Genomic DNA, 13,749 nt, shown 5'->3' on the forward strand with positions numbered 1-13,749 from the left:
GAATCCTGCTCTCGCAACCAATTTTACTTGAGAAAAGCTCATCGGGTTCAACTCTTAGTAAACACTGGCAAAGGTCGTAGGTTTAAATCCTTCTATCGAAACCAATTCTTTTATTTATTAAAAGAATACAGTTGTAAAAGAATTAGAAAAAGAAACACCAATTACGGACGCGAGATGGAGCAGTCTGGTAGCTCGTCGGGCTCATAACCCGAAGGTCGTAGGTTCGAATCCTGCTCTCGCAACCAATTGATTTAAAAGAAACCTTCAAGTAACACTCCCACTAGATATATCCTGTTAAAAAACCCTAAACATAATTTAAAATAAAATCAAAAAGCTATTTAAACTAAATATATTTATCTATTCTATAAGTTTCCCTTATTGGAGAAAAAGCGATATAGCATATATTCAGCTGACCACTTTTCTACCTATCCAAGTTATGTACCTACTATTGAACCTAAGTTATCTTTGCTCTTCTATATTATGCTTTATGATCGGCTGAAAAATATCACCATATAAACTATGTAATACTATGTCTTTAGGTGTTTTTTTTGTCTTTTTAATGTTTTTCCAAGGCACAATGTAAAGCATTTGTGGTAATTCTTTATTACCTTTGATGAAGGTCGTCGTTAGTTCTAGTTTGTCCTCGCTCTTATTATCGGTATTGGCATAAAGATTGATACTGATGATAAGTAAAAATAACGCTAATAACCTCATATTATTGATTCTCCATTGTTGCTTGTAATCCAGCTAACCATTCACGTGTTTGTTTATCTTTGTTTTTGGTGTTCTCTAAATAAAGTTGATAATGGCTGATGGCGTTAGGGATATCTTGTAAATAGATATCGTAAATAAGCGCTAGGTTATAGTGTGCTAATGAATAGTTAGGGTTGTAAGTTAATGCCTCCTGATACAAAGACTTGGCGGCTATGATGTTACCTTTACGTTGCTCTAATGAAGCCATGAGGTTTAATGCTTGTACCATTTTAGGGTTTTTTTGTAATGCCATTTTCACAAAATTTTGTGCTTCTTGGTATTGTGCTTTTTTAACACTGATTAATGCTAAATTTGCCCATGACCCCGCTATATCAGGTTGTAACTGACTCATTTTTGTAAATAATTTATGTGCTTTATCTAATTCATTATTGTTAAGGGCAATCAGCGCCTTTGTATATACAGAGAGCTCTATTTTAGTTGATTTGGCACTTAGCTCATCGCGCTTATTGTCAGGCTCTTGTATCGTTGGTTGCGTTGTTGTACAGCCTGCGCTGAATAGTAATAGCAAACCAGAGATGGCTAATTTAGTGTAATACATTGATAACATCCTCTAATTTAGGTTCGCGTTGGTAACGCAGTGGAAATAGTATCTGTAATTGCTGTAAACTTTTTTGTAGCCATTGATCGTTAATGCCTTCTGCGCTGTAGCGTAAATTGGTCTCATAAAACTCAATGCTTTTCTCTTCAAATGGAAAGGCCTGATCTTCAAGTAAAAACATATATTCTTCTTGCTCATCTTGATCAAGGTGTTTCGGGATTTCAGAGCTTAATAATGCTTGGCTAAAACCATTATAAATCGCGGCAATTGCGTGGGTCGCTTCGGTTGCTGTTTCTTCTATGCCAAAAGAGGCTGCTTTCGCATAATAATTAACAGCCAATCGCATCGACAGTTTTTTACGTTTTAGGTGTTTCTTCAGTGGCTGCACCAAGTTAATGCTACTAAATGTTTTATGTTGATCACGTGCTAACGATATTGCTGCAATAGAAGCAATAAAATTGGTTCGTGTATTTTTAACATTGGTTGGGTGACGTTTATCTGCCTCGATTATTCTTTTTTGCCATATTAAGCTCTTTTTATAGGCTTTTGCTTTATCATTTAATAGAGTTAATTGGTATAGAGACTCTTGGTAGGCGGGAAATGGTTTTTTATAATTATTTACGTATTTTTCATAAGAACGAATAGCCGCACTTGCTTCGTTATTATTTTGATAGAGCTGTGCCGCTTTTAATAATGAAGCCATTTGGTAGGTTACACTATTATCTTTACTTGATAATTTTTCAAGCTCCTGCGCTGCAGCTACGTTTTGCTGGGAATTTAAGTAAGCAATCGATAACTTTTTAGTTACATCTGTTGAAAATTTATGCTTTGGGAAATACTTTCTAAAGGTCTTAATATGTACTATTGCAGGTAACCATTGTTGATGCGTAATAGACAGTGTAATTGCATCGTATAAGCCCGCAGGAGCTGCTTCTGTATTTGGTGCGATAGTCACAATTCTTGCATAATGGGTAATTGCTTGGTCAATTTTCTTGTTTTTTACCGCCTCTTCGCCTTGATAAAAGATAGATAAAGATAATCCTTCTTCGATATCACTACGTGCTTTGCGGGCTAAGTTTTTGCTGCTTGTTAATGCTAGATAAGTTGATTCTGCTATTTCATACTGCTGGTTATGAAAATAGGCATTGGCTTTGATGGTGTTTATTTGATTGATTAAGTTAGATTTTTTATTACTAACAGCAAGCTCGGCTAAGGCTGCTGTCGCACTGTATCGTTTGTTGTTGTAGGCAATATTTGAAGCGTAAGCAATTACTTTTAATGTGTTTTTATCGGTTGGATATTGCTCAGCATATAAGCTTGAGTAGTTAATTAGTTTTGTTAGCCATTCATTTTTTTGCGTTGCCTGTCGCGTACTGTCATAAAGTGATGAAACTAATAAAATAGATTGATAGGCGGCTTCTTTGTTAATGATGGTTTGCTCGTCAAAAGCGGCTAACTGGTAATGCTTTACTGCGTCGAGTGAGTCACCATGAGTGTTATAGAGAGAAGCTAATAGAAAATGGATGTTATCTTGACGTGCATAGAGCGTAAAGTGTGTTAAATAGTTTTTATACCATCGCTCTGAATGGATGAAATCTTGTTGTTTTTTGTTCTGTTGATAACGCTTATGATAGGTCGCTGTCTCAGTCAGAATATGTTTTTTTAGCGCGCTATTGATATCATCATATATTTTTTTATTAATGTTCTTTTGGTTTTTCCAATATTGACTATTAGGTTGATAAATATTATAAAATTTTTCAAATGTGGCACTACGCTTTTCAATAAAACCAGCTTCTTTCCATATATTAATGATTTTTAATGTCGCTAGTGGCGCAAATTGAGAGTCATGATTATATGCGATAAAGTTTTCTAAGGTACTCGCAGCATCATTATATTGCTGTTGTTTAAAAAATACAGCGCTTAAGCTACGATAAATATAATAATCATTATCTGCATATTCTGAGTTTTCTAAATAGATACTAAGTGGTTCAGCACCTCCTAAGTAAGAGAATGAAAGCGCCAATGCACGGAAATATTCATCAAAAAGACTTTGCTTGCTGATAGTTAACTGCTCATAGTCTGAAAATTCATTAATATTGATAACACGCACAAAATCATCAGCCGCTTCAATGTAAAATTCTTGTTTAAAGCGAGACCATCCCCTTTTATATAATGATTTTTCGTAGAATAAATTGTTCTTTTTTGTTGTAATAATTTCTGTGTATTTATCTTCTGCAATTAAGTATTGGCGCTTGGTGAATGCATATTCTGCAAGTCGAAATTGTGCTTCAACATAAAATTTTGATTTAGGATGATTATCCGTGAGTTGTTGTAATACGACGTGGGTCTGCTCATATAACCCTTTTTGGTCGTAGGCTTTAGCTAATTGATAAAGTGAGATATCGTTATTCTTAGCATCAGGGTAATCCTTGATCGATGTTTCCAGTAACTCCATAACCCGATTTAATTTTTGATCCGCAAGTTGATTGGTTGCTTTTTCATCTTCAGTTTCATTGAGTAATTGCTCTGATAGTTTAAATTCAATATTAGCGAGTCTATTTAATGCATCTGAGCGAGATAAATCTTGCTTGGAAGAGTGCTCAATATAATTTATATATGCTTCACGAATATCACTGTCAGATTTATTTAAATTTACTTTTTTATCTGCTAATTTATCAAGTTGCGATGTGTCATCAATGCTTTCTAGCGTTTGACGAGCCTCAAAACTTTCTTGGTCGTTACAAGCGGTGATCAACACACTACAGAGTAGTGTGAGATAAAGGTAAGGTGATTTAAAAAGTATCATTGTTCAGCCGTATTGTTATCAAAAAGACGCGCTAAGCCATAGCGAGATTGGTCAAGGTAACTTGTGAGGTTATCGATTTTGTGCTGTAAAAGCACTTTCCCCATTTCATTCGTAGTTTGTTGGTAAGTATCGCTGAGGTCTTTATATTGTTTTTGTAATGTGTTTTTTTCTATATAAGATTGATATTTACCTATTAACGAACGGTTTTTAAAATAATAATTAGGGTAGTAGGGGGTAAAAGAAAGCGTATTTTCAGCTAAGGAGGCAGTAAAGTTTGTATCTGCAGTTATAAGCGATAACGATAAATCTAATGGGGCATTAAGTCTCTTTTTTAAATCGTTTATTTTCTTTTTGTAGTATGTTTCTGCTTGCGTGTAACCCGTCGAGGCGGCCACTAATTGATTGGATTTTTCATAGAAAAAAGGCATTAACAAATACGACTCATGTACCGGTAATTCGTCATGTAATTGCTTTTTTAAATAACGAGTTGCGTTAAGTGCACCAATATCATCGCCTTGCTGTGCCGCTGTTAATGCAATACCTAAAATGGCTTGATTCGCATATTTACTATTACTACCCACTTGATGAAAAGTAGTACGCGCGGTACGGTAATACCCTTGGTTGAGTAATGAATAAGCAAGGGTTACGTATAAACGGTTTAGCGTCGCTTCATGCGGTGATTTTTTCTGCACGTTAAGTTGTTTCTGAATAATGATATGAGCATCTGTCCACCAACCTTGTCTTAGATTTGCTATTGCAAGGTTCAGTTGTGAGCTCGTGTAATAAGTAGAATCGTTTGGTACTTTTTCGTATTCTTTTATGGCTAAATAGTGTTCATTCATTTTCTGAAATGAAATACCTCTCATCAATAAAGCAGAATGATATTTTTGGTTTTCTAAGAAATTTATTTCTGTAGTGAGATTTTTAAGTACCTTTTTCCACTGTCTGCGTTGAAAGTAAAAATCGGCTAATAAAAAGTTTGCATGCGTTGCTAAGCTTGTGTCTCCTTGCTCTGTTACTTCATTTATTAATGTTTTCGCTGCGTGGTAAGCATTCACTTTTAATAATTTTTTGATAAGTATAAAAATAGCAGGGTCGTCGTAATAACGCTTAATCATGTTCATGTTGTTAATAATTAGTGCCGTATTTTTTATTTCTTGAGTGTCATTTAATTGCTTTAGTAGCGCGGAGATTGAAGAGTATTTTTTAGTTTTATAAATAGGATCTTTTAATAAGTCGCGATAAAATTTTTGTGTGAAATCTTGGTGCACTTTATCTACACGATCGAGCATTTCTTGAGTATCTGATTGCTCATTAGCCCAACACGTAATGCTGAAAAAGCTACTCGTCAGAATGAGTACGGTAAATATTTTTTGTATATAGGCGTGCATTTGATTTCCATTCAGTGCAAGTATAGATCGTACTATTAGCCGTTATTATCAACAGTAGCAGCCAGAAAGAGGAAGCTTTTATTCCTTTTTTTGGCTGCTACTTAACAGTCAAAGTCGCTATTTTATGAAATGTCGTAGCTGAATAATCCTTGATCGCAAACATTTACATTAATATGCGTGATTTCTTCATCCTTAGACATTTTAGTTAAACACTCAACAGCCATTTCTGGTAGTAAAGTACGTGTTAATATATTTTCAATATTACGCGCTCCTGTATCTACCTCTTGGCTACGCGCAAGAATATGTAACATAACGTCTTCGTCGTAACTAAAGCTTGCGTTGTAATGTTCTTTTACGCGTTTAGCAATACGGTTCATATTGATCTTACAAATCTTCAGTAAGTTCTCATCACCTAGTGGGTAATATGGAATTACCGTTGTACGACCTAGAAATGCCGGCTTGAAGTAATTCAAAAGTTGTGGCCTGAAGTTATCTAATAATACGTCTGGGTCCGGCAACGTTTCGCTTTGTTCACAAATTGCTCGAATATGCTCTTCTGCTGCATTCGAGGTCATGATAATCACGGTATTTCTGAAGTCAATATCACGTCCTTCGCCATCTTTAATGGTACCTTTATCGAACAAGTTATAGAAAATATCTTGCACCCCTGGGTGTGCTTTTTCCATTTCGTCTAATAAAATAATACTGTGTGGTTTACGACGTGCAGCTTCTGTTAATACGCCACCTTCACCGTAACCAACATAGCCTGGAGGTGAACCTAGTAGCATGGATACTTTATGTTCCTCTTTAAACTCTGACATATTGATACAGGTAATGTTTTGTTCTCCACCGTATAACTCGTCTGCAAGTGCTAATGCGGTTTCTGTTTTACCGATACCACTTGAGCCAACCATGAAGAAAACACCAATCGGTTTACGTGGATCAGTTAAGCCTGCGCGTGATGTTTTGATACATTCTGCTATTGCTTCTAAGGCATGATCTTGACCAATAATACGTTTTTGTAACGTATCTTTTAGATTCATAATGGCTTGGATCTCGTTTGAAACCATTTTACCAACTGGTATACCTGTCCAGTTAGCAACCACTTCAGCAATCGCTTGCGCGCCAACATTAACTTGAATCATTGGCTCATCACCCTGTAATTCAGTTAATGCTGTCATCTGTGCTTGTAACTCTTGTTTGATAGCGATTAATACATCATCAGTTAATAATGCTTGATCTGTTTCTGCTGTTTTTTCTTGAGTGCTTACCAGGTCATTTTTTTCTTTAGCGGTAAAGCTATCTTCAATCTGTTTTTGTAAGCCGTGAATAGTTGAAACTAATGCCAGTTCCTTCTTCCACTGCGCCTCCTGTTTGGCTAATTTTTCTGCTAATGTAACGTTCATTGCCGTTAATTCATCGATTTTTTCTTGGTGGTTGCCATGTGCCGCATGCTCACGTTCGAGTGATTTAATCGTCGTCGTTGTTTGAGTAATATTTCGACGTGTATTTTCAACACTTTCAGGCGTTGCACTTTGACTTAATGAAACACGGGCGCAGGCCGTATCTAGTAAACTAACTGACTTATCGGGTAGTTGACGAGATGTAATGTAACGACTAGACAGCTTAACAGAATCAATAATCGCCTCATCCATGATGTTAACACCGTGATGATTTTGTAACATGCCCGCCATTGCGCGCATCATATTAATTGCTTTCTCTTCACTTGGTTCTTCAATTTTTACAACTTGGAAACGACGTGTTAGTGCTGGATCGCGTTCGAAGTATTTTTTGTATTCAGCCCACGTAGTCGCTGCAATCGTACGCAATTCACCACGTGCTAAAGCAGGCTTTAATAAATTAGCTGCATCTCCTTGACCTTCTTTACCACCTGCTCCAATAAGGGTATGTGCCTCATCAATGAACATAATAATAGGTTGTGGGGATGCTTTTACTTCGGAAATTACTGATTTTAGACGATTTTCAAACTCACCTTTAACGCTTGCTCCCGCTTGTAATAAGCCTAAATCGAGCGAGCGAACCGACACATCTTTTAATGCTTCTGGTACATCACCTGATGCGATACGCAACGCAAAACCTTCTACTACTGCTGTTTTACCAACACCCGCTTCACCGGTTAAAATAGGATTGTTTTGACGGCGACGAATCAAGATATCGATGATTTGGCGAATCTCTTCATCACGACCTAAAATAGGGTCTATTTTCCCCTTTTTGGCATCATCGGTAAGGTTCACTGTAAATTTATCAAGAGAGGGTGTGTTGCTGGGGGTTGCTGATGCTTGGTTATTGTTAGATGAAGTATCACCCATCATATTACCAGCAGACTCTGCAGTAGTACCCACAATCGCACGAGTCACTTCACGTAATGATTCTGGTTTTATTTTTTTCAATTCACCTGACAATGCGCCGATAGTCTGTCGTAAGGTATCATCTAATAATAACGCCGTTAGAATATGAGCAGATGTTGCGACCGGCTGACCATATTCAACTGATGCAAGCATCCACGCATTTTTACTAATATCAACAAGAGTAGGAGAAAGGGCCGGAGCACGAGTATTGCCCCCTTTGATGCGGTCCAACTCACGATTTAAATCTTGAGTTAAACGTCCTAAATCTACGTCAAATTTTTCTAGAATCGCGACGATATCACTATCGCGTACTTCTAACAGCTTTAGTAACCAATGTTCAATTTCAACATTGTAATGAGTACGTGCTAGGCAGATCCCTGCGGCACCTTCCATAGCGTTACGTGAGGTTTCATTTAATCTGCCAACCAGCGATTTTAAATCAATTGTTACCATATCTATTCCTTAAGATTATTACGTCATTTTAATGTGTATTTAATATTTTTAGCAAACGCCGTCAACTTTAGCGCAACAAGCAATACCACATACTTTGGTAAAGCTCTGTGTCTCGTTATAAAACTCTCCAACACCGCCAGCGCGAATGATCCAATTAAATTTTTCTTCTTCTATGTAAGTAATGCCTGAAGAGTAACAAGGTAATGACTTGTATCGTTCATTGAGTGTTTCTTCATGCGTAATACTTGCGTACTCAAAAAAGGCATCAAATATGGAAGGTGAAATATAAAAACCTTTACATACTTCTTCCATATTAGGGCGGTTATCAATATTTTTACCCTGCTCTATGATTGTGAATTGCTCTGAGTCCCCCCAAGGAAAGATCGAGGAACATGCAGACAGCATTAAAATAAAGCCAATTAGCATAGTTATATAAGTGATCTTCATGAACGTTTGAAAATGTATGTTTTTTGAATGTTTTTCATGCGTTATCTCGCTGAAATTGATATATCAATTATTTCATTAGGATCATCTGTGTGCTTGCGTTGGCTTGATAACCAACTTGTCCAGCCGAGAATAGCATTATTGTTGAGAGAAGATTGAGGGATATCTTTTTTTAGTATGCGTAATGTGAAGCTATAGTCATGCTCAAAACCAAGGTAAAGACGAACCATCTCGTCTAATGCTTTCAGGTGAGGAGTCTGTGGTGTAAATTGTGTTAATTGTTGTTTGTTTAAAGGGCCTAAAATGATATTTATTTTCCCTTGAGCAAACCAGCCTTTTTTACCTAGCATGACTGTTTTTCCTAATTGATTATTTTGCCCAACAGATGAGCTACTCGGGAAACGAGTTCGTACATCATCAATTAAGTCTTGCCATTGCCCTACAAACTCCTTTATTTCTACAGGGAAAGAGAAGTGGCTTTCTAATATTTGTTTTAGGCCTGAAGCACTTTTTACATTACTGCTTAATAACCCCGCGTAATACAATAACGATTCGTCTTTAGTGTATAGACGCTCTTGTAGATGCTTAGTATTCAAGCCTACAAGAGATAACAGCATTTGAGTAAAATCATCTTTTATTTTTTTGTTGTGTAAACGGCTTCGTTCATATTGTAATGGTGCATCGTATTTTGTTGATGCTTGAAAAAATAACGAAGTAGTACGGTGATTAAATATGTTAAAAAAAGCTTTCATTGAATCATCTTTAAGCTTTAAGCGCTTTAGTACCGTTTCAGTATAGTGATACGGTAACACGCCATTACTGCCCGTTAAACCGATGAAATTTACATCCATTACCCATTGCTTATGCTGATTTTTTTGTTGTGTGCTGTGCTTAATAGAGGCGATTTCAGCAGAGGGGAAAGACAAAGACTGATTACTCGAAAAACGAATACACTCAGACTGCGGGGGCATAAATTTACCCACAGCATGCATCGCTGTCGTACCTGTTGGTTCACTATACCGATTACTTCGCTCTAATACCCTAACCGCCTGTTTGAAAGAAAACTGGTAAGGGTGATCTGATAATTTATCAATTATAGAAGTATTTTTTCGCCAGCTCGGGGAGGACATTTTTTTAAGTAACCTTCTTTATTTTTAGTTTGAATGAGTAATCGAGTAAATGAATTAATTGAGCAGTACAAGCCAAAGAAATGCTCTAATACGGTCGAAAATAGAAAAATGCTACTGCCACTTAACAGAGAGTCATCAATTTTTACCGTTATCTCAATGCCACGACACATGGCTGTGAATCCATCAATTGTAAGCGGTGAACTTATCGGTTTTGCGTTTACTTGCATAATTGATTCAATTAATGCGCGTGATACCGCCGAACCTTTAAAGTCATACAAACGTAATATTTCTTTTAAGGCTAAGCATGCATCATTACCACCTGTTAATGACAAGAAATTCAAATTCAAGTGCGAGATTAAACGCCAGCGCGCATGATCTCTGAGCGGTGGTCTAATTACGTGAGTCGGTTGCACAAGATAGCGAATTGCAGAGCAAGGGGGAGCGCTATCGACACACTGTAATTGTGACTCACCAACAGAGAAGGGAAGCTTTTGTGGTAAGTCTCGGTTACTACACAGAGTTTCTATCGTTAATGTTCGATCTTCTGGGATATTAGGATTGAAATTCAAATCGACTAAGGACAAAAATATATCACTGCCTTCATCTCTATCGTAATTATCAAGTTTTGCCTGACGACGCTTTGCAAACCAAAATGCGTGAGAGTCATCCTCTTGTTGCGCATGATTAATGCCGTAGAAAGGAAGAAAATCCATATCTTCCCCAACATAAGAAGATGCACTAACTTTATTTATACTATAAACCTCGTAGCCTAATGAGCGACGAGAGTCTGGGGTTATTTTATATTCGTGCTGAGTATGTTCAAGTTTTATCGGGTCTGCTGTATGACTGAACAAGTTAACCACTGGAGTACAGCCGAGGTTAAATGTTTGTGCTGATATATTGTGTTCAAGCTCGATATTTGCATCATTTAAATAGATGTATAAATCGAGAGAGTTTGCGTCATGCGATTTTAATTTCTCTGAAAGCCCTGTGATATCAATAAACATAAATTTTTCAGGAAAAGCAAAATATTCAGTTAATAAACGATATCCAATAAATGAATTATCTGGATAGGGTAACAAGCCTTCATTTTCTTTAAAGCCAACGGGCTGAACTATATTTAATCCTAAATCAATGGGTGACGTATCTGTTTCTGATACCGCCATGAAACTACGATTACAGTTATTTAATAGCATTTGATAAAGCGGATTAATATGTTGAGATTGCCCTTTTAGGTAAAAGCGTAAGACATCAATATTTAAATCGGAAAAATTGATATCACTGGAAAATGTCTTTAGTGATAACTTTAAAACACTTTCAGCGCCACGAACAGAGTTTGAACCTGGTGTAAAGAAAGGTTTGCCGAGCAGGCTCACGTCACTGACTTCAATGGGTAATAAAGGAACATCGTAGCCAGTAGTAAAACGACAATTCTCTCCTTGAAGTTGTGTTGTTTCTAATAGCGTCCCACTATTGATGGGGTAATTGGAATCTAATTGCTCTTTATCTGCCACAAATTGCACGATAGACATTGAAGGAAGTGGACGCTGGTAATGAGGGTAAAGACTACCTAGCAGTGCATCACTTATTTCAGGGAAATCATCATTCAATTTGTGCTGAATACGTGCATTTAGAAAAGCAAAACTTTCTACTAATCGAGAGGCATGTGGGTCTTCAATCGTGTCGTTATTGATACCTAAACGAGCTGCAATTTTAGGGTGTTCTTTAGAAAATTCAGCACCAAGTTGACGCATGTATACGAGTTCTTTTTCGTAGAATGGGAGTAACTCATCTGACATGGCTATATTTCCTTAACGCTGACTGAGCGTGTTACCGAGTCGAGAGTGGAATCAAATATAACCACTTCAGGAATTGGGTCTGCATAAATGACCGTATCAATACGGAAGCGTAATGTACGGTCTGCATTGTCACTATTATCGACAAAAGCAACTTTGACTGATTTAAAACGAGGCTCATAACTTTTTAGTATTGTTTCTAAATGGCTAATGAATTTTTTGCGGTGTTCTACATCACGAATATTGACCGTTGCTAAGTCTGGCAAACCATAATTGAAAATAGATTTATCAACTTCTGGGAAATCACTACTGGGTTTTATCATGTGATAACGTGTATTTAATAGCGACTCCAAGTCTCGGCTAATACCGGCCTTTAATTCCTTTACCTGCTGATGATGTTGTACTTTTTGTTCAGATTGATATTGAGGTTCATCATCAAATAAGCGATCTAAAATAGAAGGACGTAATTTTTTGTCTTTATCAAGGCGTGTCATAATTACTTCCTAAAACTTGCAAGTTCAGTTACCAACTCTAACTCAGAGACCATTTGGTCTAATTGATAATGTGGCTGAATATGAATAACACATAAATAACTTCCTGGTCGATTAGGATGCTCTTTAACACGAACATAACCATCTTTTAATGGGTATTTAGCTTGTTCTTCCCAGTCTAAATCTTCACTGCCAGTGGTATATTGCATTAACCATTTTCTAATATAATCTTCACAACTTTCAGGGCTAGTGAATGACCCTATTTTATCGCGAACCATCAATTTAATGTAATGAGAGATACGTGCCCCGCACAAAACGTGTTGTAACATAGAGGATATCTTCGAGTTGGTATCGACATCTAATGCAGCATAGCGTTTAGGCTTATGGATAGATTGGTTATTATAAAAAGTGCTATAAGGAGATAAATAACCTTGGCAAAGTGGAATAAAACCAAGTTCGCTTATTTTCCTTTCCGTGGCGTCGGTCAGAATCACATTAGTTAGTGGCTTATAGGCGATATCGTTTGCATCTGTGTCGTGGCTATCAAGTGCTAACTCTTTAAAAATACCCCCCGACAAATGATTACGAGGGGCTCCTCGAATATGGCCAAACCAACCAATATCAGTAAATTCTCGAATTAATATGCAACCGAAAGCATAACTTGCGTTGCCCCAGAGATTATTTTCACCCTGGCTATCTTTCTTTTCAAAAAAATTGATACCTTTATAGCTTGCCATTGTTTTTTGGTAAGGGCGTCGCATAAGTATTTTAGGCAGGGTTAAACCGATAAATCGAGTATCAGTTGTTTTTCTTAAAGCATGCCATTTGGAGTATTCATTTTGCGAAAAAACGTCTTCAAGAGGTACAGGTAAGCCAATACCTGAGAAATCATCCATCCCAAATAATTCGCTGGAAGCCGCTGTTATAAAGGGAGAAAAAGAAGCTGCTGCTATTTGTGCCATACCTGCTAGTGTCGAAAGGTCGTCATATGGATGATTTTTACTAATACGGTGGCTAATGTCATAATCCCCGATTAAGGCGCCGTAAGGCTCGCCACCTGGAGTACCGTATTCATCACTGTAAATTTTTTGAAAAAGTTGGCTTTGGTCAAACTCCATGGCTTTATTAATATCTTTAACGACTTCTGCCCACTTTATATCAAGCATTTTTATTTTAATGCTACGACAACCATCTGCTTGTTTTACCAGTAACCAAACCCCACGCCATGATGCCTCAAGTTTTTGCAAGGCTGGATGATGGATTATTTCATTTATTTGATGGTTAATTTGTTCATCAATTTCAGCAATCAAAAGCAGTAATGCATTTTTAGCTAATTTGGCTGAATGTAATTTACTTTTATCAACGAAGTTTTCAAGGCAATATTGTAATGCTTTCGTATCGTCTTTTTCATGCAGAAGATCTGTTAAACTAGTGATGTGTGCAGGCGGCTCTAAAACAGAGTCTAAGAGTGGAGTTTCAGATTGCGTCATGAGTCTGGCTGAGTAGGGCATGTTTTCTTAGCTTAAGATAAAACTATGTGCTGATTGTTATTCTCAT

The 13,749-nt window shown here is 37.0% G+C and carries 10 protein-coding genes and 1 tRNA gene; 1 reads left to right on the forward strand and 10 read right to left on the reverse strand.

The annotated features are described in order from the left end of the window. The first annotated feature begins 168 nt into the window (after positions 1 to 168). Positions 169 to 245, forward strand: a tRNA-Met gene (locus CXF74_RS11710). Positions 246 to 459: 214 nt separating this feature from the next. On the opposite strand, the gene CXF74_RS11715 is transcribed toward CXF74_RS11710, so the two are convergent. From CXF74_RS11715 to tssC, 10 genes are all read right to left on the reverse strand, one after another. Then, complete coding sequence (locus tag CXF74_RS11715; RefSeq protein ID WP_101082630.1) at positions 460 to 714, reverse strand: hypothetical protein; 255 nt, start codon at positions 712 to 714, stop codon at positions 460 to 462. Between the two features lies 1 nt (position 715). Beyond that, positions 716 to 1,312, reverse strand: a complete 597-nt coding sequence (locus tag CXF74_RS11720) for a tetratricopeptide repeat protein (protein WP_101082631.1) — start codon at positions 1,310 to 1,312, stop codon at positions 716 to 718. Next, positions 1,299 to 4,118, reverse strand: a complete 2,820-nt coding sequence (locus CXF74_RS11725) for a tetratricopeptide repeat protein (protein WP_101082632.1) — start codon at positions 4,116 to 4,118, stop codon at positions 1,299 to 1,301. The genes CXF74_RS11720 and CXF74_RS11725 overlap by 14 nt, the downstream gene beginning before the upstream one ends. Next, on the reverse strand, positions 4,115 to 5,509 hold the full coding sequence (locus CXF74_RS11730; protein ID WP_101082633.1) for a tetratricopeptide repeat protein: 1,395 nt from the start codon (positions 5,507 to 5,509) through the stop codon (positions 4,115 to 4,117). The genes CXF74_RS11725 and CXF74_RS11730 overlap by 4 nt, the downstream gene beginning before the upstream one ends. 122 nt (positions 5,510 to 5,631) lie before the next feature. Then, positions 5,632 to 8,331 (reverse strand): type VI secretion system ATPase TssH, encoded by a 2,700-nt coding sequence (gene tssH, locus CXF74_RS11735; RefSeq protein ID WP_101082634.1) that lies wholly within the window; start codon positions 8,329 to 8,331, stop codon positions 5,632 to 5,634. Between the two features lie 48 nt (positions 8,332 to 8,379). Further along, positions 8,380 to 8,736, reverse strand: a complete 357-nt coding sequence (locus tag CXF74_RS11740; protein ID WP_157822392.1) for a hypothetical protein — start codon at positions 8,734 to 8,736, stop codon at positions 8,380 to 8,382. 83 nt (positions 8,737 to 8,819) lie between these two features. Beyond that, the gene (gene tssG, locus CXF74_RS11745; RefSeq protein WP_101082636.1) at positions 8,820 to 9,905 is read right to left on the reverse strand and encodes a type VI secretion system baseplate subunit TssG; all 1,086 of its coding nucleotides are present in this window, start codon (positions 9,903 to 9,905) and stop codon (positions 8,820 to 8,822) included. Continuing rightward, complete coding sequence (gene tssF / locus CXF74_RS11750) at positions 9,869 to 11,704, reverse strand: type VI secretion system baseplate subunit TssF (protein ID WP_101082637.1); 1,836 nt, start codon at positions 11,702 to 11,704, stop codon at positions 9,869 to 9,871. The genes tssG and tssF overlap by 37 nt, the downstream gene beginning before the upstream one ends. Before the next feature lie 2 nt (positions 11,705 to 11,706). After that, complete coding sequence (gene tssE, locus CXF74_RS11755) at positions 11,707 to 12,195, reverse strand: type VI secretion system baseplate subunit TssE (protein WP_101082638.1); 489 nt, start codon at positions 12,193 to 12,195, stop codon at positions 11,707 to 11,709. 2 nt (positions 12,196 to 12,197) lie between these two features. Further along, complete coding sequence (gene tssC, locus CXF74_RS11760; RefSeq protein ID WP_157822393.1) at positions 12,198 to 13,682, reverse strand: type VI secretion system contractile sheath large subunit; 1,485 nt, start codon at positions 13,680 to 13,682, stop codon at positions 12,198 to 12,200. Positions 13,683 to 13,749: the final 67 nt, after the last annotated feature.

The organism is Psychromonas sp. Urea-02u-13 (assembly GCF_002835995.1).
Classification (GTDB): domain Bacteria; phylum Pseudomonadota; class Gammaproteobacteria; order Enterobacterales; family Psychromonadaceae; genus Psychromonas.